This is a genomic window from Streptomyces sp. NPDC048297 (assembly GCF_043201585.1).
Lineage (GTDB): Bacteria > Actinomycetota > Actinomycetes > Streptomycetales > Streptomycetaceae > Streptomyces.
The window spans coordinates 1-26,865 of record NZ_JBICZA010000001.1 but is presented as its reverse complement, the minus strand read 5'-3'; the positions used below and the strand labels follow the sequence as shown (position 1 = coordinate 26,865).

At 69.7% G+C, this 26,865-nt stretch carries 14 protein-coding genes and 1 pseudogene; 5 read left to right on the top strand and 10 right to left on the bottom strand.

Annotation, left to right across the window (positions count from 1 at the left end; translation table 11 throughout):
* Positions 1–120 precede the first annotated feature (120 nt).
* From ACGFYV_RS00075 to ACGFYV_RS00050, 6 genes are all read right to left on the bottom strand, one after another.
* On the bottom strand, positions 121–1,020 hold the full coding sequence (locus tag ACGFYV_RS00075; RefSeq protein WP_393876032.1) for an esterase/lipase family protein: 900 nt from the start codon (positions 1,018–1,020) through the stop codon (positions 121–123).
* Between the two features lie 326 nt (positions 1,021–1,346).
* A complete protein-coding gene (locus ACGFYV_RS00070; protein ID WP_393876031.1) occupies positions 1,347–2,354 on the bottom strand; it encodes an ImpB/MucB/SamB family protein in 1,008 nt (335 codons plus the stop codon).
* Positions 2,351–5,785, bottom strand: coding sequence for a DNA polymerase III subunit alpha (locus ACGFYV_RS00065; protein ID WP_393876030.1), 3,435 nt, complete (start codon positions 5,783–5,785; stop codon positions 2,351–2,353). Before ACGFYV_RS00065 ends, ACGFYV_RS00070 begins: the two co-directional genes overlap by 4 nt.
* A 625-nt stretch (positions 5,786–6,410) precedes the next feature.
* Positions 6,411–7,520, bottom strand: coding sequence for a S1 family peptidase (locus ACGFYV_RS00060; protein ID WP_393876029.1), 1,110 nt, complete (start codon positions 7,518–7,520; stop codon positions 6,411–6,413).
* Between the two features lie 423 nt (positions 7,521–7,943).
* On the bottom strand, positions 7,944–8,846 hold the full coding sequence (locus ACGFYV_RS00055; RefSeq protein ID WP_393876028.1) for a S1 family peptidase: 903 nt from the start codon (positions 8,844–8,846) through the stop codon (positions 7,944–7,946).
* A 210-nt stretch (positions 8,847–9,056) separates the two neighbouring features.
* Complete coding sequence (locus tag ACGFYV_RS00050; RefSeq protein ID WP_393876027.1) at positions 9,057–9,185, bottom strand: hypothetical protein; 129 nt, start codon at positions 9,183–9,185, stop codon at positions 9,057–9,059.
* 54 nt (positions 9,186–9,239) lie between these two features.
* Here ACGFYV_RS00050 and ACGFYV_RS00045 point away from each other — a divergent pair, with 54 nt between their 5' ends.
* Positions 9,240–15,917, top strand: coding sequence for a polymorphic toxin-type HINT domain-containing protein (locus tag ACGFYV_RS00045; RefSeq protein WP_393876026.1), 6,678 nt, complete (start codon positions 9,240–9,242; stop codon positions 15,915–15,917).
* 460 nt (positions 15,918–16,377) lie between these two features.
* On the opposite strand, the pseudogene ACGFYV_RS00040 reads toward ACGFYV_RS00045, so the two are convergent.
* A pseudogene (locus ACGFYV_RS00040) lies at positions 16,378–16,602 on the bottom strand (tyrosine-type recombinase/integrase); the annotation flags it as partial.
* 660 nt (positions 16,603–17,262) lie between these two features.
* Between ACGFYV_RS00040 and ltrA the strand changes: the two are divergent.
* Positions 17,263–18,648 (top strand): group II intron reverse transcriptase/maturase, encoded by a 1,386-nt coding sequence (gene ltrA / locus ACGFYV_RS00035; protein WP_393876025.1) that lies wholly within the window; start codon positions 17,263–17,265, stop codon positions 18,646–18,648.
* A 232-nt stretch (positions 18,649–18,880) separates the two neighbouring features.
* Here ltrA and ACGFYV_RS00030 read toward each other — a convergent pair whose 3' ends face one another.
* Complete coding sequence (locus ACGFYV_RS00030; protein ID WP_393876024.1) at positions 18,881–20,083, bottom strand: DUF5685 family protein; 1,203 nt, start codon at positions 20,081–20,083, stop codon at positions 18,881–18,883.
* A 332-nt stretch (positions 20,084–20,415) separates the two neighbouring features.
* On the opposite strand from ACGFYV_RS00030, the gene ACGFYV_RS00025 reads away from it, so the two are divergent.
* Positions 20,416–20,853, top strand: a complete 438-nt coding sequence (locus ACGFYV_RS00025) for a cell division protein SepF (RefSeq protein ID WP_393876023.1) — start codon at positions 20,416–20,418, stop codon at positions 20,851–20,853.
* A gap of 36 nt (positions 20,854–20,889) precedes the next feature.
* On the opposite strand, the gene ACGFYV_RS00020 is transcribed toward ACGFYV_RS00025, so the two are convergent.
* Together ACGFYV_RS00020 and ACGFYV_RS00015 are read right to left on the bottom strand one after the other, a co-directional pair.
* On the bottom strand, positions 20,890–22,080 hold the full coding sequence (locus ACGFYV_RS00020) for an acyl-CoA dehydrogenase family protein (RefSeq protein WP_393876022.1): 1,191 nt from the start codon (positions 22,078–22,080) through the stop codon (positions 20,890–20,892).
* Between the two features lie 78 nt (positions 22,081–22,158).
* Entirely contained in the window at positions 22,159–23,862 is a 1,704-nt protein-coding gene (locus ACGFYV_RS00015) for an MFS transporter (protein ID WP_393876021.1), read from the bottom strand.
* Between the two features lie 276 nt (positions 23,863–24,138).
* Here ACGFYV_RS00015 and ACGFYV_RS00010 point away from each other — a divergent pair, with 276 nt between their 5' ends.
* Complete coding sequence (locus tag ACGFYV_RS00010) at positions 24,139–25,416, top strand: glycosyltransferase family 39 protein (RefSeq protein ID WP_393876020.1); 1,278 nt, start codon at positions 24,139–24,141, stop codon at positions 25,414–25,416.
* Between the two features lie 238 nt (positions 25,417–25,654).
* Positions 25,655–26,695 carry a phosphatase PAP2 family protein gene (locus ACGFYV_RS00005; RefSeq protein ID WP_393876019.1) on the top strand — a complete coding sequence of 347 codons (1,041 nt, stop codon included), beginning with the start codon at positions 25,655–25,657 and terminating at the stop codon, positions 26,693–26,695.
* Positions 26,696–26,865: the final 170 nt, after the last annotated feature.

Sequence of the window (26,865 nt, the reverse complement as noted above, 5' to 3'; positions counted from 1 at the left end):
CGCGGTTTCCTGGTCATGCTTCCCGGGCCTGCGCCCTCCCGCTGCCGGAAGCCTGTCCGGCGGCTCAGGCCGGACAGGCACCGGTGCGGGTGCAGGTGCGGGTGCGGGTGCGGGTGCCGGTCAGCTGAAGGCCGACGCGCAGGTGGTGGCGGTGGCGTGGGCCGGGTCGAGGGCGTTGGCCACCTCGTGGAAGGCGATGCGGTCGAACAGGCCGATCGCCACATGCTCGGACAGGTCGAGCGGACACAGGTCCTGGAGCAGGACGTTGTGGACGTCCGAACCGCTCAGGTACTGGTCGCGCCACGGGGTGGCCACCTCGTCGTACTTGGTGGCGATGACCGTGTAGTGCACTCCGGGGACGGTGTCGCCGCCCGCGTTGAGCTTGGTGAGGAAGGCGGAACCGGCGATCTGGTCGGCGAGGCCGGGGGTACTGGTCGTGAGCAGGTCCGCGGCGCCGGGGAAGTACGGCAGCAGGTTGGTCAGGCCGTCCAGGTCGGTGCCGTGGTTGTCGGGGGCGATACCGACGAGGGCGTTCACCTTGGCGGCGCCGCCGAGGAACTTCAGGTAGTAGCGGGGCATCATGCCGCCCTGGGAGTGACCGACGAGGTCGGCCCTGGCGGCGCCGGTCGCGGCGAGCACCTGGTCGACGAAGGCCGACAGCTGTCCGGCGGACTTGTCGATGGGGCCGAGGCCGTAGAAGACCGGGACACCGGGCAACTGGCCGTAGTCGAGGGAGAAGACGCAGTACCCGCGGTCCTTCAGGTACGGCGCGAGGCCCAGCCAGTTGTCGACGGAGTTCCCGAAGGTGCCGTGGACCAGGACGACCGGGCGGGGATGGGCGGCGGACGGCCGGCAGGTGTAGTCGTTCCACCCTCCGCCGCTCGCGGACGTGGCCGCGGCGGCGGACTCGCCGCCGGACGCGGAGGTCGACGCCTGGGCGGCGGCGGTGGGAACGGCGCCTAGGGCGGCGGCCAGGAGCAAGGCGGCGAGGGGTCTGAGCGATCGTTTCCAGGGCAGCATCGTGTGATCTCCTTGCGGCTCAAGGGAGGTGCGACGGCCTAACCCTGTGATCCGGATCACGAGGATGCTGTTCACTCGTCAAGTTACGAGTGAGTAGCTGAAGTGTGAAGTTACGCGTCAGTAAAAACTTCCGGTAACAACAAGGGCGCGACGCCACTCTGACGGTCCGTCAGCATGATCACCCGGACCCGCGCGTCCAGGCACACTGCGGGCGCCCGGCGTGTCAGGGAACGCGGCCAGGACGGACGGCGACCGCACGGAGCGTCAGACCGTCGCCACGCCCGCCACGCCCGCCACGCCCACCGCGCCCGCCGCGCTCTCCGCGCTCAGGCCCACGGCTCGGCCGGCCGTGACACCGCCGGAGCCGCGGCGGGCCGCACGGCACCGGGCCCGAAGCGGCGACGGGCCCGGTCGGCCGCGGCCTCGGCGTCACGGGCGCGCTCGTCGCCGGGGTCCATGGAGAGCTGGCGGTGGGCGCCGTCGGCCGGCCGCAGATCGTCGGCACGAAGGGCGAAGGTACGCACGCGTGCCCGCTGCAACCCGAGAGCGGTCAGCAGGCCCAGGGCGGGTGCGGCAAGGGCCGGTGAATGGTCGGCGGGTTCCGGCAGCGCACGCGTGCGCGTGGTGGAACTGCGGTCGGCATACCGCACCGTGAGGGTGACGCGGCCGGCGACTTGACGCTCACCGCGCAGCCGCTGACCGATCCTGTCGGCGAGCCCCAGGACGGCTCGGTGGTGCCGCACCGGATCGAGGCAGTCCCGGTCGAACACGACATCGGCGGTCAGATACGCCGCCGGTTCCGCGGGGGTGACCGGACGGGGGTCGTGACCGCGGGCGCGTTCGGCCAGCAGCCGCGCCTGGCCGGCGCCGAGGAGCCGTTGCAGGGTCGCCGGGGGCAGATCGGCGATCTGGCCGATGGTGTGCAGGCCGTACCGACCGAGCGTCGACGCCATGGCGCGCCCGATCCCGGGCAGCGCGGTGACCGGCCGCGGGTACAGCCACTCGGCGGCCCGGTCGACGGGCACCCAGGTGGTACGGCCGGGCGCGGACGCGTCCGCCGCCATGGCCGCGAGCATGCGATTGCCCGCGAGCCCGGCGCTGCAGTCGATGCCGTGGAAAAGCTTCAGCTTGATCATCGCCGTCTGGACCAGGTCGTAGGGAGACAGGTCGAAGTACCGGAGCGCCGACGTCAGATCGAGCTGTACGGCGTCGGGCGGAACGGCCTGCACATGAGGCGTGATGTCGGACATCAGTTCGATTACGTTGCCGTACTGGGCCTCGTCCAGCACGCCGTGCAGATGAAGGTGGGCGATGTGCCGCTGACGTGTGCTCATCCCGCGCTCCCCGGACTGCGGTGGCCGAACTTCTTCAGGTCGGCCGAGCGGGTGCCGGCGGGCTGGAGGTCGGCGTACGGATGCAGCCGGGCGCCCGCCGTGCCGTCGGCCAGGGTCCGCCGCGGCTGCGCGGGAGTCGGATGCGGACGGCTCTCCCCCACGAGCGCGAGGGCGGCCTCGGGACCGCTGTCACGACGGGCCGCGGCGATCTCGTCCAGGTCCCAGGCCATCGCGCCGACGACGGTACGACGGGTGCCGCGCACCTGGACCGTGCCGCGCACCAGCAGCAGCCCGCTGTGGAACACGGTGTGCGCGCAGGCCGGATGGGAGTCCTCGAAGAAGGCCAGGTCGACCAGCCCGGACCCGTCCTCCAGCGTGACGAAGATGATCCGCTTGCCGCTCGCGATCGGCGGAGTCTGCGTCGAGGCCCGCACACCCGCGACAAGAACCCGCTGACCGGCACGCATCCCGGCCAGATGAGCGGCGTCGGTCGCGCCGATCTCCCGCAGCAGCCGGTGATGATGCTCCATCAGATGCCGGGAGACATCGACACCGAGGGTGTTCAGCTCGGCGCTCAGCGCCTCGCGCCCGGTCATCTCCGGCAGCCCGCTCGGCTCCGCCCCGCCGACCGCGCCCGCGTCGAGGGGCAGTTGCCCCTTGCCCGCGGACCGGGTACGGGACTGCCGGTGCAACTCGGCGATCTGCAGCAGCAGATCACGCCGGGTGAGCCGGCCGTCGTGCAGGCAGCCCAGGGCACCGATCTCCGCGAGGCGTTCGGCGACGGGCCTGCTGGGACGGGCCCGCTGCCAGAAGTCGGACAGTGATCCGTACGGCTGCCCCTCCTCGATCCGCGCGCATTCCTGCGCCCCGATCCCGTGCACCGCGGACAGCGCGATCCGCACCCCCCACCGCTCCCCCTCGGTCATCTCCACGGTGTGCGCGACCCGGGACCGGTTGACGTCCACGGGCAGCACCGGCACCCCACGCCGGCGGGCGTCGGAGACAAGGACCCGCTTGGGCCACATACCGGGATCGTGTTCGAGCAGCCCGGCCAGCAGGAACGCCGGATAGTGCGCCTTGAGCCAGGCACTCTGCAGGGCGGGCACGGCGAAAGCGACCGCGTGGGCCCGGCAGAAGCCGTACGCCCCGAAGGCCTCGACGGTCCTCCACACCTCCTCCCGCGCCTCCGCGCCATAACCACGCGCGCGTGCCAGCCGCTGGAACCAGTCCCTGATCCGGGGCAGTTGCTCCTTGTCGCCGAGGGCCCGCCGGGTGACCTCCGCGAAGGCCCGGTCGCAGCCGGTCATCACATGCAGGGTCTCGATGATCTGCTCGTGCCAGATGGTGACGCCGTAGGTGTCGCAGAGCACCGGCTCCAGATCAGGATGGGCGTACGACGGCCTGCTCCCGTGCCTGGCCGCGATGTACCGCTCGGGCATGCCACCGGCGACCGGCCCGGGACGGAAGAGGCTGATGTCCGCGATGACGTCCTGCACGTCGCGCGGCTGCAACCGGGACAGCAGATCCTGCTGACCGGGCGACTCCAGCTGGAACAGCCCCAGGGTCTGGCTCTCCTGGATGAGCTTGAACGCGAAGACGTCGTCGAGCGGCACCTGCTTCGGATCGTCCAGGTCGATACGACCGCCGCCGGTCCTTTCGATCTCCGCGACGGCATGAGCCATCGCGGACTGCATCCGCACACCCAGAACATCCAGCTTGATGTTGCCCAGCGCCTCGATCTCCTCCTTCGCCGCCATGGCCATGGGGTAGTCGCCCTGCGGGGTCGGCTGCACCGGCAGCCGGTCCAGAAGAGTCGCGTCACTGATGACCACGCCACAGGGATGCATGGCCATGCCGTGCACCAAGGAATCAAGGCCTTCGGCAAGCTCCCACAGGGGCCCGTACCGACGTGCCTCGCCGGCCAACTGCCGCAGCTCGGGCAGTTCGGCGAGCGCACCGGTGATGTCGCAGGCCCGCAGGTGCGGAAAACTCTTGGCGATCCGGTCCACCTCCGCGGGCGCGATCCCCAGCGCGAGCCCGGTGTCCCGCAGGGCCCGGCGCGCCCGATAGGTCTCGGGCATGGCGGCGACCGCCACCCGCTCCTTCCCGAACCGTTCGAAGATCACGTCGTAGCACTCCAGCCGCCGGGCCGACTCCACGTCGATGTCGATGTCGGGCAGCGATCCCCGGCGCACGCTCAGGAAGCGTTCGAACAGCAGACGATGGTCGAGCGGATTGGCGGTGGCGATGTCCAGCGCGTGGCAGACCACCGACCCGGCACCCGAGCCACGAGCCGCGACCCTGATCCCCTTCGCCCGGATATCTGCGACGACCTGGCCCACCGCCAGAAAGTACGAGTCGTACCCCAGCCGCGAGATCACCTCAAGCTCTTCCTCCAGCCGCTCCACCACAGCGCGGTCACGATCCAGACCACGCCGGACCAGGCCGTCCTCACACCGCCGGCGCAGCAACCGCGCGGCCTCCCCGGCACCGAAGAGCGCCGGCTCCGGAAAGTGCCGGGACCCGAGCCCGAGATCCGCCCCCGCATCGACCACGCACTCGGCCGCCGTGGCGACGGTGTCCGCCATCAGCCGACGCGCCCGCCGCTCGTCCGCCCCCGCGCACTCGGCGACCATCCGCGCCACGACCGCCATGCTTCTGCCGTCCTTGAGCCAGCGCTGCCCACTGTCCAGCCGACGCCGGTCGACCGGCCGCAGCAGCCGCGCGGCGTCCAGGACGTCGGCGAGCCGGTGCTGCTCGGGATCGGCATACCGGACAGCGTTCGAGAGCACGGCGGTCACACCCACCCGATCGGCCAACGCCAGCGTCCGAGCAGCCAGCCGCAGGGACCCCGCCCCCACGCCGAAACGTTTCTGCGCCACCACCTCCAACCGGACCCCCCTCCCGAACACCTCCTTCCAGGGCGCCAGCAGCTTCACCGCGACGTCCTCCCGCCCCACCGACAACGCCCGCACCGGCTCCGAGAGCGGCCCGAGCAGAACCACCAGCCCCGGCCCGCCGTACTCGCGCAACGCCTCCCACGACACCACCGGCACTCCACCCCCCTGGGCATGGGCAGCCGACGTGATCCGGCACAGCCGAGCCCACCCCTCCCGGTCCCGCGCAAGCAGCACGAACCGCAACGGCGGCTCGACCACATGCGCACCCCCACGCACCGGAGTCCGCCCCCGACGCCCCGGCGGCGGAGGCGCAACCCCCTCCACCGCCAGATCAACACCAAAGACAGCCCGCACCCCTTCCCTCCCACACGCCCGAGCAAATCGAACAACACCGGTGACCGTGTCCCGATCCGTCAACGCGAGCGCCGCCACCCCCCTCTCCGCCGCCCTGCGAACAAGGTGCTCAGGATGAGCAGCGCCATACCGGGCGGAGTAACCAGAGGCGACATGCAGATGCGCGAAGCCCGCCATGCCACACCTCCACCACTCCACCCCTTTTCCGCCATATGCCCGATACGCCCATCGTACGCTCGTTCGATTACTCTAACCCCATCCACCACAACCCAGCGACCCAGATTCGAACACATCAGCGATTCTTTGCCCAGGTGAGCCCCCAACCGCACCCACCCCAAGAACGGCCCCGCACCCGCGCACGGCGGGCCGGAGTTATCGAACCGAGGCGGCAGCCACCCGCACACGGCGGGCCGGAGCCACCAGCCCAACGACGGAGCCGCACCCGCGCATGGCGGGCCGGGGTTACCGGGCCGAGGCGGCCGCCACCCGCGTACGGCGGGAAGGGGACGTGTCGGGGGGTGTCCGCCCGCAGCGGCCGGCGTCAAAAATCAGAACCTCCCCACTCCAGAGGCGCCGGACCGAGGACGGATACCCCCCGGCGCGGACCCGCCCCACCCCCCGACCGCAGGCGCGACCCCAGCCCCACCCCACCGCAACAGGCCGCCGCAGGCACGACACCACGACGGCGCGACACCACGACACCACGACACCGCGACGGCGCGACGGCGCGACGGCGCGACACAAAACGACGAAGCCCCACCCCGGCGAACACCGGGGCGGGACTCCACAAACCGTTCGAACGTCAGCCGATCTGCGCCCCCGTGGCCGACAGCGCCGCAGTCACCGGCTGGAAGAACGTCTCCCCACCGGAGGTGCAGTCACCACTACCACCCGACGTCAGCCCGATCGCACTATCCCCGTCGAACAGCGACCCACCACTGTCCCCCGGCTCCGCGCACACATCGGTCTGTATCAGCCCACTGACCGTCCCCTCCTGATAGTTCACCGTCGCGTTCAGCCCCGTAACCGTCCCGTCGTGCACCTGCGTCGTCGACCCGCTCCGAGTCACCTTCTCCCCGACGGTCGCCTCCGCAGCCTGCGTGATCTGCTGCGAAGACCCGTTGTACAGATCGACCTCGCTCGGATGGTCCACATCCGCCGTGTACTTGACGAGCCCGAAGTCCGTCCCCGGGAAGTGCGACTCCGCGTTCTGCCCGATCTCCTGCCCGCTGGAGTCCGACCAGTTGGAGATCGCCTCGGTGCAGTGCCCCGCGGTCAGGAAGTACGGCTGTCCGTCCTTGACCACGTTGAACCCGAGCGAGCAACGCCCACCCGACCCGGTGATCGCGTCACCACCGGCGATGAAGGGCTTGAACTCCCCCGTCGACCGCTTGAGTTCGGCCTTGGCCCCGAGCCCGTCGACCACCTTCCCGAGCTTGGTCAGCGCAGCCCCGGACACCGTCCTGTCCGCGGTGACGACCACCTTGTCGGTCACCGGGTCGGTCGCCCACGAGGTACCGGGAATGGTCGCGTCCTTCTTCAGCGTCGCCCGCGCCCCGGCCAGCTCGGCCAGGGAGTTGGCGACGATCGTGGCCTTCGCGCCGGCCGCCTCGACGGTCTTCGCGGCGGTGGCGTCGAGCACGTTGACGACGAGGCTCTTCGTCCGCGCGTCGTAGTAGCTGCCGGCCGCGCCTGACCCGAGGTCCGGCGTCAGCCGCAGGGCGAGCTTTCCGGCCGCGGGTGCCGACAGAACCCGCACCTGTGGAACGGACTCCGCGGACCTCGCGGCGTTCGCGGCGTTCACCGGCTCGCTGGCGTTCGCAGTCTGGAAGGTGACTCCCGCGGCGACCAGTGCGGCGATTCCCGCGCCGGCCACGGCGGCCCGCCGCCCGGATATGCGTCGGTGCTTCAACTCACGTCCTCCTGTGGGGGGTCGACCCGGGAGATTGTGGGGACCTCACGGGCCGGAAGGCTGGTTGACGGGCGCCTACTCTTCCGAACCGCGCAGGGGGCACACAAGGCCGACTTCAGGACGCGCACAGAAAACACCCATGCGCCCCACCCCAACTTGACCGTACACAGTCACCCCAGGGAATTCGCACTGCAAACACTACGTGCGAGTAACACATAGGCGGACAGTGACAGTTACCACTGTCCGAAACAAACCCACCCCCACCAACCACCACTCCCACCAACCGCAGCCCATCCCCCACCCCCCAACCGCAACCCATCCCCCCACCCCACAACCGCCACCCCCACAACCCAAAGCCCCCGCACGCAACACAACAGCGCACGGAGGCAAGGGCAACACAGCACACTTCGTCAGCGGATCCCGTCAGTAGACGTGAACCCCATAGGCACTCAACGCCTCGGTGACCGGCTGGAAGAACGTCGTACCACCGGAGGTGCAGTCACCACTGCCGCCGGAGGTCAGACCGTACGCGGTGGTGCCGCCGTACAGCGGACCGCCGGAGTCGCCGGGCTCGGCGCAGACGGTGGTCTGGATCAGCCCGGAGACGATGTCTCCGCCACCGTAGTTGACCGTCGCGTTGAGCGCGGTGACCCGGCCGCTGTGGGTGCCGGTGGTGGAACCACGGCGGTACACGGTCGTCCCGACGGACGGCGTGGCCGCGCTCGTGATGTCCTGGCTGCCCACCGCGCCCGACTTGGTGACCGACGAGTTCGTGTAGCGCACGATGCCGTAGTCGTTGCCGGGGAAGCTGGAGCCGGCCGTGGTGCCGAGCGTGGTGCTGTGCGAGGAGTTCGACCACCAGGTGCCCGCGCCGTCGGTGCAGTGCCCGGCGGTCAGGAAGTAGTAGTTGCCGCTGGAGTCCTGCACGTTGAAGCCCAGCGAGCAACGCCAGCTGCTCGCGTAGATGGCGTCGCCGCCCGAGATCAGCTTGTTGAACTTGCCGGACGTGCGCTTGACGACAAGGGCGCCCGCGTCGCCTCCGGCCTGCCGCTTGATCTTGGCGATCTCGGCCTGGGAGACCGTGCTGTCGACGGTGACGACGACACGGTGGGTCACACTGTCCACCGCCCAGGCCGTACCGGGGATGTCGGCCTTGAGGACGGAGTCGCTCGCCTTGGTGAGCTGGGTGGCGCTGAACGTGTGTGCGTCGGTGGCGTTCGCGGTGGGGGCGGCGAACGCGGCTGCCGCCAGGAAGCCGGTGGCCACGGCGGTGAGTCGGGTCCGTCTCGCGATGCCGCTGTGGGGAGTGGTGCGCTTGATCCTCACGTTTCGTTCCCTCCCAGGGGAATTCGGGGGCCCGCGTGGGGTCGGGGCCCGTGAGGCGCAGCCAGGAATGGATCTACATGTCCCTGACAAGCACTGGGGGCAGTATTCGACCGGACGACCGGTCGGCACAAGAGCGTCTTTCGGCCGACGGGAACCGAAGCCTGAACCCAAACCGGACCGAAGAGCCGATCGACGCCCCCGCATCCCCCGTCAGACCAGCAGATCCTTGTAGTAGAAGCTGGCCTTCTTGTCGGTCAGAGTGGTGGATTCCTCGGAGCCGAAGCCGAGGAAGAGGCGGGCGGCGGCGGGGTTGGCGGTGTCGGGAATCTGGATCGCCATACCTTCCGGCTCGCGGTAGAAGAGGCTCTGGCCGGCGTTGCTGAGGCGGCGTTCGTGACACCCACCGGCGCGACCGGCACCACCGGAGCCACCGGAGCCACCGGCACCACCGCAATCGTGCACGTGGGCCCCGCCCCCGCGCGTGCGCTCCTTCGCCAGCAGTCCGCTGTCACGACCCCGGCTCCCGCCGATGTCGACGTCAAGGTCCTGGACCGCACGCAGTTGAAGCGGACGGGTGGCGTCGGCGTGGGTGTGCAGGTCACCCGGCACGACGGCCGCGGCACTCCCGGTCCGGTGAACGTCACGCTGGACTACTCCGGCTTCCGGAAGGCCTACGGTGGCGACTTCGCCTCCCGGCTGCGGCTGATCGCGCTGCCCGCGTGCGCGCTGACCACCCCGAAGGCCAAGGACTGTTCGACGGCGAGCCCGCGGCCCGTCCCGGTCACCAACGACGTGGCCAAGGGCACGATCACCGCGACCGTGCAGGCGGACGGTGACCCGAACGCCAGGATCTCGGTCATCGAGCCCGGCCAGCAGGACAAGTCCACCTTCCGGTCCTCGGCGACGACCGCCACCGCGAGCACGGGCGCGAGCACCGGCACGGTCTACGCCCTCGCATCCGGCTCGTCCTCGGACTCCGGTGACTTCCGCGCCTCCTCGCTGAAGCCGTCCGGGTCCTGGGACGTCTCGGTGGGATCCGGTGCTTTCGCCTACAACCTGCCCATCGACGCCCCCAAGCCGCCCACGGGCAGCTCGCCCTCGCTGTCGCTGTCGTACAACTCCCAGTCCGTCGACGCCATGACCTCCGCCCAGAACACCCAGGCGAACTGGGCCGGACTGGGCTGGGAGTTGGGCGGCATCGGCTTCATCGAGCGCCGCTACCGCGGTTGCCAGGACGACGGTACGGGGACGGGCTGGGTCGGTGACCTGTGCTGGGCCTCGCCCAACTACGACAAGGAACACGACGGCGCCGTCTACGTCATCAACTTCAACGGCGTGAGTTCCACGCTGGTCCAGGACAACAACGGCACCGGCTCGTACCACGTCCAGGACGACCCGGGCTGGCGCGTGCAGCACCTGAGCGGCGGTCACGGCTCGGACGACGAGTACTGGGTGGTCTCCACCCAGGACGGCGCGCGCTACTACTTCGGCTGGGGCCGCTCCGAGCGCACGGGCGCCGCGACCGACTCGGTGCTGACCGTTCCCGTGTTCGGCAACAACCCGGGGGAGCCCGGCTACGACAACGGCGTGGGCGTGAGCACGCAGGCCTACCGCTGGGGGCTGGACCGCGTCGTGGACGCCCACGAGGTGGAGACCGCCTACTTCTACGAGACGGAGCGCAACCACTACCGCTCGGTGCTGCTCGGCGACCAGGCGCGGGTGTACGACTCCGCCGCCTACCCGGTGCGCATCGAGTACGGCTGGGCCTCGCAGATCCCCGGCGCGCAGCTCCCCGCCAAGGTCGACCTGAGCTACGTCGGCCGGTGCGTGGAGCGCATGAGGGAGAAGAACCCGCTGAAGGACGAGCCGGCCGCGTGCCCGCCCATCTCCAGCACCCCCGACTCCTACCCGGACGTGCCCACGGACCTGATGTGTGACGGCACCGCCGCCGACGACGGCTGCAGGACCATCACCGGCGAGACGTACTCGCCGACCTTCTTCGCCACACAGATGCTGTGGGACATCAAGACCTACGTCCGGGACGACGACAACGCGGCGTGGGCCCCGGCGATGCAGTACCAGATGAAGTACGGGCTGCCCGACCCCTCGGGTCCGGTCGACAACACCCTGTGGCTCGACTACATCCAGCGCCACGGCTACGGCGACGGCGACGACATCACGCTGCCCACCATCAACATCAACGGTGAGTGGCGGGACAACCAGCTCGGCACCAGCACCCTCAACTTCCGCCGGGTCACCCAGATCCACACCGACCTCGGCTCGTTCGTCAACGTCACCTACCGCGACTACGACGCCCAGGACACCTGCGACATCGACAACCCGCCCAGCGAGTCCGGCAACACCCAGGCCTGCTTCAAGCAGCGCTGGGTGCCCGAGGGCTCGACGACGGAGAAGACGGGCTGGTTCAAGAAGTACGTCGTCTCCCGGGTGAGCGTCGACCGGGGACCGGGCGCGGGGGCGAACAACGACGGCGACCCGGTGATGACCACCACCTACGACGACGTGGGCAAGCCCGCGTGGGCGTACCCCAACGACCCGCTGACCAAGGACAAGAACGAGTCCTGGACCGACTGGCGCGGCTACCAGCAGGTCGAGGTCCACACCGGCACCAAGTCGAACGCCGCCTCCACCTACTACTGGCTCTACCGCGGCATGGACGGCGACCGGACGTCCAAGGACGACCCTTCCCTCACCCGTTCCGTGACGGTCGACGACGGTGACAGCGGCAACCCGCCGGTGACCGACTCCCCCTGGCTCGCCGGCAAGGTTCTGGAGTCCAGCAACCGCGACGGCTCCGGCCAGTCCCACAAGCGGGTCTGGCACACGTACTGGGTCCACGACACGGCCCAGTACGCCGGCCTGCCCGACGCCCGTTTCGTCCGCGAGTCCAAGACCACCACGCAGGAACTGGCCTCCAGCGGCTGGCGCGAGCACGTCGTCAAGGACGAGTACGACGACACCGATCCGGTCAGCACCACGTACGGCCTGCCGATGCGCACCAACGACTGGGGCCTGACCGCGACCGACGACAACCGGTGCACCACCTACGGCCGCGCGTACAACACGGACTACTTCCCCGACTCGCCGGTGCAGCGCTGGATGGTGCTGCCCGACGAGACCCGGCACTACGCGGCCGACTGCGCCGCCCGTGCCGCCGCCAACCAGGACTCCTACACGGTCACCCTGTACGACAACGCCACCTCGGTCGCCACCGACAAGCCCACCGACGCCAATCCCACCACGGTGCGCACCTACACGGACGCCGGCCACTACCGCGAGACGACCGCGACGTTCGACCAGGCCGGACGGCAGGTCTCCTCGACCGACGGCAAGCAGAACACCACGACGACGACGTACCAGCCGGCCACCTCATGGCCCGTCAATGGCGTCAAGGTGACCACCCCCGACCCGGACGGCAGCGGCGGGCCGGCCGCAGCGCAGTCCGCCACCACCTGGTACTCGCGCCTGTGGGGAAACCCGTACCGGATCCAGGACGCCAACGGTGAGACGACCCGGATCGTCCTGGACGCCGTGGGCCGGGTCTCGAAGGTGTTCAAGCCGTCGCAGATCGCCGCGTACCCCGACGGCACACCGACGCTGGAGTACGACTACTCCATCGTCGCCGCGGACAACAGCGACGGCGTGCCCGACCTGGTGTCCACGGTGCCGCCGAAGGTCACCACCAAAACCCTGCTCGACTCGAGCGGGAAGATCGCGACAGGGTACGAGTACCTCGACGGCATGGGCCGTACCCGTGAGAAGCAGGCACCGGCGCCGACCGGCACCGGACGGACGGTGGTCTCCACCCGGTACGACACCTCCGGCAACGTCACCGGCGCCAGCGCCGCGTTCTACAACTCCGGTGTCGCCGGCACCGGCATGGTCCTGCCGACGGTGGACAACCTGCCCTCGTACACCGACCTGGTCATCGACTACGCCGGCCGCACCACCGAGTCCCGGATCATGGTGAACGGCGATCCGCAGACGCAGGGTCAGTCGATCACGAACTACCACGGCGACTACACCACCACCATGCCCGCCGTCGGTGAGCGCACCAACACCTACACCGACGTGTTCGGGCAGATCAGCAAGGTCGTCGAGTTCGGCCCGTCGACCTACACCACGGCCTACGACTACACGCGCAGCGGCAAGCTCTCGCAGATCACGGACTCGAAGGGCAACATCACCACCTACACCTACAACTGGCTCGGCGAGCGCACCGGCGGCAAGGACCCCGACAGCGACCTGACCGGCACCGGCGCCACCACGTACGACGCCAACGGCAACATCGCGACGACAAAGGACGCCAACGGCACCGTCCTGACCTACACCTACGACGCCCTCAACCGGCCGCTGACGGTGCAGAACGGGTCGACGGTGCTGACCCGCAACACCTACGACACCGCCGTGGAGGGAATCGGCCAACTGGCCGCGTCCACCTCGTACATGGGCGGTTACGCGTACACCAGTTCGGTCGGCAAGTACGACGTCGACGGCAATGTCACCGAAGCACAGACGGCCGTCCCCGCCGACGGCACGGGCTTCGAGGGCACCTACCGGACGACGTTCGCCTACAACGCGGGCGGTCAGCAGACCAGCGTGACCTACCCGGCGGTCGGGGACCTGCCGCAGGAGACCGTCACCACGCAGTACGACGTCTTCGGCAACCCCGAGAAGCTCACGAGCGACCTGAACAACACGGTCTACGTCGACTCCACCGGCTTCGACAGCGTCGGCCGTCTGACCGACCGTACCTACGGCACCACCGCCACCACCGGTACCACGGCCCGCCGTTCGTACACCTACGACGACACCAACGGCACCGGCTGGCTGAAGAACATCACCGCCACCACCAGCACGAAGGGCACCGTCCAGAACGACGACTACATACGCGACAACGCCGGCCAGACCACCGATCTGACCGACCGGATCACGGGCCAGCACCAGTGCTACACGTATGACGAGCTGGACCGCATCACCCGCGCCTGGACCTCGGCGACCGCGAACAGCTGCGGTGGCCCGTTCACGCCCGACCTGGCCACGGGGCAGGATCCCTACCAGCTCGACTACACCTACGACGGCATCGGCAACCTGCAGAAGGTCACCAGCACCACGGCCACCGACAGCAAGGTCAACGACTACGTCTACCCCGGCTACTCCCCCGACCAGTCGACCTACACCGCCGGCGCGGCCCACCCGCACGCCGTCTCCTCGGTGAAGACCCCCACGGGTACCGACAGTTACTCCTACGACGACGCGGGTCAGCTGACGAGCCGCACCGTCGGCGGCCACAAGACCGACGTCGCGTGGAACGAGCTGCACCAGGTCACCACGACCAGCGGAGCCGATGTCGCCGGCTACGTCTACGACGGCTCGGGCAACCTCCTGCTGCGCAAGTCCGCTGCCGAGAACGTCCTGTACCTCGCGGGCCAGGAAGTCCACAAGGACACGGCGGCCGGCGCCACCCCGAAGGCCACCCGCTACTACGGCGACGGCACCTCGACCGTGGCCACACGCACCGCGGTGAGCCCGACCAGTTCCAAGCTGACCTGGCTCATGTCCGACGACCAGGCGTCCACCCAGCTCAGCGTCGACACCGCCACCGGCACCGCACAACGCCGCCACTACTACCCCTTCGGAGCCCAGCGTGGCACCACCCCCCTGCCCGCGGGCACGGACCGGGGCTTCCTGGGCAAGCCCGAGGACGACACGACCGGCCTGTCGATCCTGGGCGCCCGCATGTACGACGCCACGCTCGGCCGCTTCCTCAGCCCCGACCCGCTGAACACCCCGTACGCCCCGCAGAACCTGAACGCCTACTCGTACTCCGTCAACAACCCCATCGCCTACAGCGACCCGAGCGGACTGAGGCCGCTCGGACAGTGCGGGGATTCGGGTCACTGCGCCGACGGCTCCAGGGAATCGTTCACCCCGAACAGCGACGGAACGTGGACCTACCACTACGAAGCGCATGTGGTCGGGGCGGCCCGGGACGACGGCTCGAACGTCGTCAGCAACATCTATGTGAACGGCGACAAGAAGGTCGTGATCTACACCACGATCGACTCCGCCGGAAACGAGTACCTCGGGAAGCTTCCGGAAGGTGAGAATCGAAGGTGGGGACAGGCGAAGGACCTCTTCAACTTCTTCGTCTTCGACACCGAGCAGGCCAAGCAGTGCAAGAACGAGACCTCTTGGGGCAACTGCTGGTCACTCGCGCTGGATCTCCCCTGGGGGAAGCTGCTCAAGCCCCTCAAGCTCGCCAAGTACGCGGACGAGATCGACGACGCCGCGAAGCTCGCCGACTGCAAGTGCTTCCTGGCCGGTACCCGTGTACTGATGGCTGACGGGTCCACCAAGAAGATCGAGGACGTCAAGGCCGGCGACAGAGTACTGGCCGCCGATCCCAAGTCCGGCAAGCAGGCCGCCAAAAAGGTCACCCGCCTCATCCGGACCGATGGCGACAAGTACTTCAACGAACTCTCCATCGCCACAAAGGACGGCATCGACCATCTCACGGCAACCCGCGGACACCCTTTCTGGTCACCATCCCAGAAGAAGTGGGTGGAAACCGGCTCCCTGACCCCGGGAACAACCCTGCTGACCGAAAACGGCAGCACGGTCCTCGTCACCGCCAACCACGCCTACACCAAGCACGCCCGCACGTACAACCTCACGGTCGAGGGCCTGCACACGTACTATGTGCTGGCGGGACAGACTCCGGTCCTCGTACACAATTCGGGTGGACTCTGTCCGGAAATCCTGGACGAGACCTACAAGTCGGCGAGTACGCCAGCAAAGCTGGAGCACGTTATCGACCCGGAGAAGCATGGCTTCGCTGACCTGGTCGCTCGTTCTGGCGGCCGCGAGCAGGCAATGCGACGTATCGTGGACAGCCTGGGAGATGTAAGCGACCTTCCGACAGCGGGGCGATTCGAAGTGGGTCGAGTCATTGATGGTGAGAACGTGACTATTCGAGGAGCTGTCGTAAACGGCATTCCGAGAATCGGCACGGCGTTCAACCCTGATAAGTTCCCTGGAGGCAATTAGATGCGGGTTCCCGTTGAACCGCGCCCGCTGACCACTGAGGAGCGGGCAGTAGCGGAGCGGATTCTGCAACTGGATTTCCCTGGAGCGACAGAGCTCCGCCATCAGCTTGATCGGGTTCGGGTGGTGGCACTGTGGGGATCCAATTCTGCAAGTGTTGACTTGCGAGTCACGGGTGACGCGCCTCGCGCTCCTATCCCGGATGGGGTTGTGCCGGTAACTTGCACGGTTATCGACGAGGGGGGTGAGCTTATTGGCGAAATCATTCTCTGGACGGAAACGGGCATGTTGTCCGGCCTTGAATACGCCTGGTATGGCGATGAACCCCCGACTTCGCTCCCAGAGGTGGATCGAATAGTCATGTCATAGAATCTGATCGGATCTACTTCCGAGCACGAATGGGAAGCCCCGCCGGGATCCGGCGGGGCTTCTCGGGTGTTTGACGGCAACGCTGACGGCAACGTCAGCGGACGATGTTAGCGGCGGGTGGGTCGTCGGGGGTGTCGGTCGGGTTGAGGGCGTTGCCGAGGGTGTCGATGGCCTGGCGCTGAAGGCGGAGGCGTACGTGGGCGTAGACGCCGGCGGTGACGCCGATGTGGGCGTGGCCCAACAGCTCCTTGATCACAACGAGTTCGACGCCCTGTTCCAGGAGCAGGGTGGCGGTCGAGTGGCGGAGGTCGTGGGTGCGCCGTGAGGCGCAGTGGTTCGAGTGGGGGTGAGAGACCTTCACCGCTGTTCCCGTCGCAGCGGGACGGTGGAGCTGAGGGCAGCCTGAACCGGGTGGTGCCGGGGAGGGTGGGAGCAGCCCTGACAACGCCGGGACGTGCCAGTACTGCCAGATGGTGCGGGTCCGGCAAGCGGGACGGAGAGGAGTACGCGAGGAACCGGCGTGTGACACCCCCTTTATGCGACACCGGCTCGAACCTGGTGGATCTGGGCCGGGAGCGGCGCGCACCCGACGAGCGTGTGGGCGGGGAACTCCTGAGGCGGTGGGTACGAGCTGCCAGGGAGGCTGCGAGGAAGGTCTGCGGCGTACTCGCAGCGATGCCGCAGGGGCATAGTCGGGCTCCTACTTCGACGAGCGAATCACTGTGAACACGGGAACCGTCCCGGGCCTGCCCCAAACCCGCGCATCCAGCGTGGGGTCGGGGCCGGGCTCACCGACCGCCGATCGGCCTGGGACGGGGCGGAGCCGCCGTAGTACTCCGAGCCGGGGAAAGCCCGCGCACATGGGGAAGGGCGGCAGCGGTTTCGAGAAGGACTGGAGACTGTAATGCCGGAAGACGCACCGCCGAACGGCGGCGCTCCGCGTCCGGGACCTGCCGGGTCATGGGCGAGGGTATCGGGGATGCAGACCAAGCTTCACCGTTGGGCGGCGGTCGATCCGGGCCGCCGGTTCGATGACTTGTTCAACTTCGTGCACGACCCGGCCACGCTGGTCATGGCGTTCGACCGGGTCGCGGGCAATCAGGGGGCCAACACTCCCGGTGTCGACGGCCTGACGGTCGCCGGGGTCGAGGAGCGGATCGGGGTCCCCGGTTTCCTGGACGATCTGCGGGCCGCCCTCAGGGACGGCTCGTTCCGGCCGCTGCCGGTGCGGGAGAGGAAGATCCCCAAACCGGGCGGGTCGGGAAAGGTCCGCAAGCTCGGCATTCCCGCGCTTGCCGACCGTGTCGTCCAGGCGGCGCTGAAACTGGTGCTGGAACCCATCTTCGAGGCCGACTTCGAGCCGGTCTCCTATGGATTCCGGCCCCGGCGCAGGCCACACGACGCGATCGCCGAGATCCACCACTTCGGCACCCGGGGATATCGCTGGGTGCTGGACGCGGACATCGAGGCGGCCTTCGACAACCTCTCACACTCCTTCGTTCTCGATCGAGTGCGGGCGCGCGTCAAGGACAAACGTGTGCTGGCCCTGGTCAAGGCGTTCCTCAAGGCCGGTGTGCTCACCGAACTCGGCGAGCAGCGCAACACCCACACCGGCACACCCCAGGGCGGCATCCTGTCCCCGTTGATCTTCAACGTTGCGCTGTCCGCGCTCGACGAGCACGTGATGGCGCCGTGGAAGGACGGCGGGGCGATGTCCACCCCGGGAAAGCGAACTTACCGACGTTCCCGTGGCCGGCCGACTTGGCGGATCATCCGCTACGCCGACGACCTCGTGATCTTGGTGCATGGTTCGCGCGAGGACACCGAAGCGCTGCGCGAAGACGTCGCCGGTGTGCTGGCCACCATGGGGCTAAGGCTGTCACCAGCCAAAACCCAAGTGGTCCACAGGAGCGACGGGTTCAGCTTCCTCGGCTTCCGCATCCGGTGGAAACGCAAGAGGGGGACGAACAAGTGGTACGTCTACACCTTCATCGACGCCCGGCCCGTCCGGACGCTGAAGGCGAAGATCCGTGCCCTGACGCACAAGACATCACAGTGGGACCTCGCATCAACCCTGACCCGGCTGGGCCAGATCATGCGAGGCTGGGCCAACTACTTCAAACACGCCGTGGCCAAGCACACCTTCAGCAAGCTGGACGACTTCACGTTCTGGAGACTCGCCCACCTGCTGAGAGCCCGCCACGGCTGGAGTTGGGGACAACTCCGCCGCCATCTGACCGCCGCCACCGGGCGCTGGCGGATCGCGGCGGACGGGGTCGAGCTCTTCCGGATCGAGAAGGTTGCGGTCTCCCGCTACACCTACCGGGGCAACAAGATCCCAACGCCCTGGCCCGCCACTGCCTGACGGCAGACACCGTGGAGAGCCCGTTACCGAGAGATCGGTACGGCGGGTTCGGCGAGCGGTCCGGGGAAACGGACCGGGAGCAATCCCGGCACCGCGCCCCGGGCCGACTCAACAACCGGATGCGTCGGAGCCCGGCATTGCGAAGGAGCACGGTGAAGGTGCGGGTGAGGCTGGTCGGGGTGATCGGTCTGCCTGCCCTGCGCGGCGGTGACACCTGCCCCCGTATTGCCGCTCAGCAGCCGTCGCAAGGGCAACAGCAGTCGCAGCCGTCGCATCCATCGCAACCGTCGCACCCATCGCACGGGCAGTCGCAGTCGCAGTCCCGGCAGCAGCCCTCGTGCTTCTGACGGGACCAGGGGCCCTCGTACTCCCCCGCACAGCACATCTGGCAACTGCAGCACAGCAGCAGGAACATCCCGCAGCCGGGCAGAAACCCGCGCGGCTCCCTGGGCCTTGGAGGGATCGGAGCGCCGGGGAAGTACGGTGTCCCCTGCCCGGGTGCCCCCTGCCCGGGCGCCCCCTGCCCCGGCACATACGGTCCCGGCGTATACGGCCCCGGCTGATGTGCCGCGCACGCCGGACCCCCGCCGAACGCCCGGTCCACCGACCGCCTCAACTCATGCGCGAGCAGCAGATGCACCAGCTTTCCGTCGGCGAACTCCGCCTCCCGCAGCGCCAGTCGGATCCCGTGCAGGGCGTCGCCGGCGAGCCTGCGGGCCTCGGCCCGGGACGTGCCCGTGGCCGTCAGCGGGTTCCACGCGCCCGACGCCGCGTCGGCGTCCTGGTCCTCCACGGCGTCCAGCAGATGCGCGAGCCGCCCGAAGAGCCGGCCGGCCTCGGCGAGGGGCTGGGCGTTGCCCGGCCGCCCGGCGAGCACCGCGGTGTGCGCGAAGGCGGCTGCCGTCGCGGTCTCGGTCGGCTCGGTGACCGTCAGGATCGGGGTGCCCGCGCCCGCCAGGGCCTCCAGACCGATCTGCCGGTCCACGGCCTCGACGAGGACCCTGGTGTCGAACCCGACCGCGGATCCGCCGCGTTCCCCGGCCCGCCCCCAGCCGGCCGCGACCCGGCGCGCCGCGGCCGCCACGGGCCTGCGGGCCAGCAGCCCGTCGCGGTCGGCGACATGGTCGCGGACCTTGGCGGAGGCGAGCACGAGCGAGACGGCCGCGGCGAGCCGCGCCCCCTCGCCCTGGGCGACGGACGCCGTCCGCATGCCGCGCAGCGCGCAGGGGCCCGCGATCCGGCGGCCCCCGCTCACCGGTCCCGCCTGAGCCTCCGTCAGAACCGATATCAGCAGCCCGTCGTAGTTCGTCACGATGCGTGCGAACTGTCCGTGGTCCTTGCGCAGCGCGAGGCAGAGGCCGCACAGATGCGCCATCCACTCGGCCTTGAGGTGTGCGCCGAGCCGGTGCGAACAGGGCCTGACGATTCCGAACATGACGATCCCCCCTGGTGCGACGCGACAGCGAGCCGCCGCATCGTATCGGCCGGCGGTCGGCTCGTATCGGCCGGCGGACGGCCCGTATCAGCCGATCCGTTCACCCGTCCGCACCGCGACTCACCCATCCGCCGAAAACAATCATATTTCACTCACAGTCAGCAGCCGTATGAGTCAGGACCCTTGGGGGACAAGGGCTCTCGACGGATGGGCTGTGCACCAGTACCGTCACAAACCCCCCGCGCGCCGCCTATCTCCTTGGCGCACTGTCAGCATCATGGATGACCATAGGGACGAGGAACGCAAGAAGACCGCTGTGAGAGGAGGCGTCCATGGGATCGGTACGCAAGGCGAGTGCGTGGCTCGGCCTCGTCGACGACAACGATGACGAGCGTTACTACGACGACGACTACTCCGAGGGAACGGAGTCCGCAGACGCCTGGGTCACTGACCCCCGGGTGAAGGTGGCCACGGACACGGCCGAGGACAAGGGCCGCCAGATCGGCACGGTCACCCCGGACAGCTTCCGGGACGCCCGTACCATCGGCGAGCTGTTCCGGGACGGTGTCCCGGTCATCGTGAACCTCACGGCGATGGAGCCGGGCGACGCCAAGCGCGTCGTCGACTTCGCCGCCGGGCTGATCTTCGGCCTGCGGGGTTCGATCGAGCGGGTCGCGACCCGGGTGTTCCTGCTGACACCGGCGAACACGGAGATCGTCAGCGGTGAGGCGTCCTCGCGCCGCGGGGACGGTTTCTTCAACCAGAGCTGAGGCGGGGCCGCTCTTCGGCCCTGCCTCCTCGGGGGCTCACCGGAAGGCGTCGAGCCCGGTGAGCGCCTTGCCCAGCACGAGCTGATGCATCTCGACGGTGCCCTCGTAGGTGAGCACCGACTCGAGGTTGGTCGCGTGCCGCATGACGGGGTATTCGAGGGAGATCCCGTTGGCACCGAGGATCGTCCGCGCGGTACGGCAGATCTCGATGGCCTCGCGGACGTTGTTGAGCTTGCCGAAGCTGACCTGTTCGGGACGCAGGCGGCCGGCGTCCATCCGCCGCCCCAGATGGTGGGCGAGCAGAATCCCCTTGTGCAGTTCGACCGCCATGTCGGCGAGCTTGGCCTGGGTGAGCTGGAAGCCGCCGATGGGCCGCCCGAACTGCTCCCGCGTCCGCGCGTAGTCGAGGGCCGCCTCGAAGCAGCTGCGCGCCGCGCCCATAGCGCCCCAGACGATGCCGTAGCGGGCGTGCGAGAGACAGCTGAGAGGGCCGCGCAGTCCGGTGACCTCGGGCAGGACGGCACCGGCGGGCAGCCGTACGTCGTCCAGGACCAGTTCGCTGGTGACGGAGGCGCGCAGGGACCATTTGTGCGTGATCTCGGGCGCCGAGAAGCCGGGGCTGCCGGTGGGGACGACGAAGCCGCGGATGCCGTCCTCGGTCTGCGCCCAGACGACGGCCACACCGGCGACCGACCCGTTGGTGATCCACATCTTGCGACCGCTGAGGACCCAGTCCTCGCCGTCGCGCTTGGCGTGGGTGCGCATGGCGGAGGGGTCGGAGCCGTGGTCGGGCTCGGTGAGCCCGAAGCAGCCGATCACCTCGCCGGCGGCCATGCGCGGCAGCCACTCCCGCTTCTGCTCCTCGCTGCCGAAGCGGTGGATGGCGTACATGGCGAGGGAGCCCTGCACGGAGACCAGGGAGCGGATGCCCGAGTCGGCGGCCTCCAGCTCCAGGCAGGCCAGCCCGTACTGCACCGCCGACGCGCCCGCGCAGCCGTACCCGGTCAGGGACATGCCGAGGGCGCCGATCCCGCCGAGTTCACGGGCGAGTTCCCTGATCCCGGGCAGCTCGCCCTTCTCGTACCAGTCGGCGACGTACGGCAGCACGCGGCCGGCCGCCCAGCGGCGTACGGTGTCGCGGACCGCGAGGTCCTCCGGGTCCAGCAGGTCGTCGATCCCGAGCGGGTCGGCGGGGTCGAACGGGGGCGGTTTCGCGGACGCGGACATGGGACATCCTCCGAAGCGCTGAGGCCGGCGGCGGCGCCCTGAAAACTAGCAGCGCTAGTTACGACGCCGAATCCGACATTACGGTGCGGTGTCCCGTACGTCCAGGGCGGGGGTGAGCGCCGGCACCCTGGGCTTCTCCGCCGCCCGCTTCTCCGCCACGTGCTTCTCCGCCGCCCGCGGGGAGGGCAGCCCCACCTCGGCGGGGCCCCCGCCGGCCGTCAGGGCGTCCTCGCACAGGTCCCCGCACTGCATGGTCCGGGGCAGCCGCAGCGCGATCACCGCGCCGAGCAGCAGCAGGCCGGCGCTGACCAGCAGGGTCACGTGCAGCCCGTGCACGAAGGACTCCCGCGCCGCCCGGCGCAGCGCCTCCCCGCCGCTCCCGCCGAGGCGTCCGGCGATGTCGTAGGCCTCGCCGAGCGAGTGGCCGGCGGCGCGGGACGCGTGCGCGGGGACGCCGGGGACCGATGCGAGGCCGGGCGCGTAGGCCGCGTTCATCACGCTGCCGAGCAGGGCGATACCGATGCCGGCGCCCAGTTGGTAGGAGGTCTCGCCGATCGCCGCGGCCCCGCCCGCCTGGTCGGCCGGCGACTCGCTCAGCATCGACTCGTAGGCCCCGAACAGGGTCGTCTCCAGGCCGAAGCCGAGCAGTACGAAGCCGGACAGCAGCAGGGTCGCGTTGTCGGTGCCGCCCATCGCGGTCAGGGTGAGGACGGCGGCGGCGGTGAGGCAGAAGCCGAAGCAGACCATGCGGCGCGGGCCGAAGCGGCGCAGCATCCGCGCGCCCGCCAGGCCCGACGCCATCGCCGCGACGGTCAGCGGCAGCAGTCTGAGGCCCGTCGCCAGCGGTGACAGGCCGAGCACCAGTTGCAGGTACTGGGCCGCGATCAGCTCCAGGCCCACCAGGGCGAGCATCGCCAGCACGATGCAGCCCACCGAGGTGCTGAACGCGGGGCGCCGGAACATGCGCAGGTCGACCAGCGGATGCGGGCGCCGGCCCTGGCGTCGTACGAAGAGGAAGAGGAGTGCGGCGCCCGCCAGCAGCGGCACCAGGGTGAAGGGGCTCGCCACCTGCTCGCCGCCGCCCAGCCGCTTCACCCCGAGGACGACACCGAACAGGCCGGCCGCCGCCATCAGCGCGCCGGTCACGTCCCAGGGGCCGCCCCGCTCACCGCGCGACTCGGGCAGCAGCATCCGGCCGACCGGGAGGCTGACCAGCATCAGCGGGATGTTGACCAGGAAGACCGAGCCCCACCAGAAGTGCTCCAGCAGGAACCCGCCGAGCAGCGGTCCGACCGCCGCGCCGACGGCGGCGACGGCGCTCCAGATGCCGATGGCCAGCGCGCGTTCGCGCCGCTCGGGGAAGACCTGGCGCAGGATCGACAGGGTCGCGGGCATGATCATCGCGCCGCCGGCGCCGAGCAGCGCGCGGGCGAGGATCAGGGTCTCGGGAGTGCGCGAGAAGGCCGCGACGGCGGAGGCGACGCCGAAGAGGGTGTAGCCGAGCAGCAGGACGCGTCTGCGGCCGATCCGGTCGCCCAGCGTGCCGAAGAGGATCAGCAGCGAGGCGCAGACCAGCGGGTAGATGTCGACGATCCAGAGCAGTTCGACGGCGCCGGGCCTGAGGTCCTCGGTGACGGCGGGGACCGCCACGTGCAGCACGGTCGCGTCCAGGGCGACCAGCAGCAGGCTGACGCACAGGACGAAGAGGACGACCCAGCGGTTGACACCGGCCCCGGCCGGCCGACGGCGCGGCCACAGGGCGGCCGTGGTCGTCCCGGACATGTACGTACCTCCCAGATGGTCCCTCGCGGCGGATCGGCGGATCGGCGGGGGCGGATCGGCGGGCGGGGACTCCCCCGTCCGCGGCCGGAGAGGAGCGGTGTCTCCGGCCCGCGCAACCCACGCGGGTGACTCGTCAGCGTACGCGAGTTCACCGCGCGGACACGTGGCGGACCTCTCACACGCTCGGCCGAACCCGTGTGGCGTACGCCACCTCCTCCTCTCTTGACCACGCCCCGGCGCGCGGTCCGGTTCAGCGCCCGGTCGATAATCAGGCCCGTGACCGATCTCGCGACCCGTGCGACCCCGTTCCACGCCCCTCTGCCGCGCCGGGCGGCGCCGGCCCTTCTCGGGTACGCGGCCGTGCGTGTCCTGGGCCTGGTCGTGCTGGCCGCGTGGAGCGCCGCGCGCGGCAAGAACGCGTACACGCTGCTGACCGCGCGCTGGGACTCGCTCTGGTACACCCGGGTCGCCGAGCTGGGCTACGGCTACCAGGTGCGGCTGCCGAACGGCGACCTCCACTCCAACCTCGCGTTCTTCCCGCTGCTGCCCTGGCTGGAGCGGCTGCTGCACGCGGTGACTCCCCTGTCGTACGCGGACGCCGGGTTCGTGGTCTCCGTGCTCGCCTCGCTCGCGGCGGCCTGCGGGATCTACGCGGTGGCGGAGTGGGTGTACGGCCGCCGGGTGGGAGTCTGCGCGGTGCTGCTGTGGGCGGTGCTGCCGGTCGGGATCGTGCAGTCGATGGCGTACAGCGAGTCCTTGTTCACGGCCCTGGCCGCCTGGTCGCTGTACGCGGTGCTGACCGGCCGGTGGGTGAGCGCGGGTGTGCTGGCGGGGCTGGCGGGGCTGACCCGTCCGGTGGGGCTGGCAGTGGTCGCGGCGGTGTGGGTGGCCGGCGTGACCTCCTTCGTGCGGGACCGAAGCGCACGGCTCATGAGCGGCGCTCGCGGCGACGAACACGCCCCCGCCCCGGAGGGCGACGCCCACGCCGGGCGCGTGCCGAAGACAGACGGCGCGCGCGAGATGACACGCGCCCTGTCTCTCACCACCAGCGCCCCCGCCTCCCGCCGGATCGCCGGCATGCTCCTCGCTCCGCTGGGTGCCGCCGGTTACGTCCTGTGGGTCGGGCACCGCACCGGGAAGGGGCCGCTCGGATATCTGGACGTCCAGGCGGGGTGGCGCAACGGTCTCGACGGCGGGTACGCCTTCGCCCGGTTCGTGGCCGCCAGGTTCACGTCATTTCCGTCGGCTCTCGTCGGCGCGGGTCTCATCATCGGTGTCGCCCTGCTGATCTGGCTCTACGTCACCGGCGTACGGCAGCGGCAGCCCGTCGCGCTGCTGGTGTACACGGGTGTCGTGCTGGCCCTCGCCCTGTGCGCGTCGAGCTACTTCGGGTCGAAGCCGCGGCTGCTGATGCCCGCCTTCCCGGTGCTGTTCCCGCTCGCGCGCGCCCTGGCCGGGCTGCGCACGCGCAGGTCGGCCCAGGTCTTGGGCGCTGTGGCGGCGGCGACGGCGGTCTATGGCGCGTTCTGGCTGAACGGCTCCGGCCCTCCATGATCAACTCTGACAGGCTGATGAGCACACGCTGAAATCCATCCGATCCTGCGGTGAACGCATTTATAAGCGCCATATAACCAACCCCCGGCGTGATCAAAGGAATTGCCGGAGGCCATGCGCTCCGGATTGCCTCGCCGAAGAATTCTGAGAGCGCCTGAGAGGTTTCCCACATCACATCGGCATCACAAAGGTGCTGATTCGACCGGGAACACACCTCACTCGCTGTAACGTCGATTGGGTGCGTACCGAACGAAACCTGACCCGGCGTCTGGACCGGGTCTTCGCCAGGCTGGACCGGGAGCCGGAACGACCGGCTTTCGTCGACATGCCGCGGATGAGCCGGCACCGGGTCGTGCTGTTCTCGGCGACCCTGGCTTTCTATCTCGCGATCGTGTGGGCCGTGATCACCACCTCGTGGCTGGTCCGCCTCGACTGGCAGGTCATGTTCTTCCGGCCGTACCAGCAGTGGCCGCAGATCCACGCCTTCCTCGACTACTACGTGGTGCTCGGCCAGCGCGGCCCCACCGCGGTGATGGTCGCGGCCTGGCTGGGCTGGCGCTCCTGGCGGCAGCACACGCTGCGCCCGCTGCTGACCCTGGCCGCCTCGATTCTGCTGCTGAACATCACGGTCGGCGCCGCCAAGCTCGGCATGGGGCGCCTCGGTCCGCACTACGCGACCGTGATCGGCTCGAACGAGATGGGTCTGGGCGGCGATATATTTCCCAGCGGCCACACCGCCAACGCGGTGGTGACCTGGGGCATTTTGGCGTATCTGGCCTCCACTCCTCGGGCGCGCCGCTGGCTGTCGGCGGCCTCCGCGCTCACCTCGCTCGGCGTCGGTCTCACCACCGTCTACCTCGGTACGCACTGGCTGAGCGACGTGCTGCTGGGCTGGGCCGCCGGTCTGCTGATCCTGCTCGCCCTGCCCTGGTTCGAGCCGCTGATCGCCCGGACCGAGGACGCGCTGTTCGACCTGCGCGACCGCTGGCGCGCCCGTGGCGGGCGCCCGGCACGCGTACCGGCACCCGCCGTCCCCGTCGCGCCGGTGGCGCTCCGGCCGACGGCCACGCCCGTCGAGCCGTCCGCCCAGCACGCTCCGGCGCGCGAGCCGGTGCCGTCGGCGCGCGGCGCGCGGGTCCCGGTCCATCTGGCCCCGGGCCCGCACACGGCCCGCTCCGAGCGCAGCCCGGTCACCCCGGCGGGCAGCCGCCGTCCCCCGCACTCCGACCGGCTCCCGCGCGGCACCTCGCAGCAGGCCCGTCCCGTGACCGGCGGCTGACGCCCCACCAGGAACCTCGAAGCGACGGGCCCGGTACGCACACCCGCCCCACACGCGGAAGGCCCCGCCCCCGGTGGCGGATTCTAGGGATCGTCGCAACACGTGATCGGTTGTGTCAGACGGCGAGCAGTTTATGCAGACGCTCGGCTGGGGTTTCCCAGCCGAGCGTT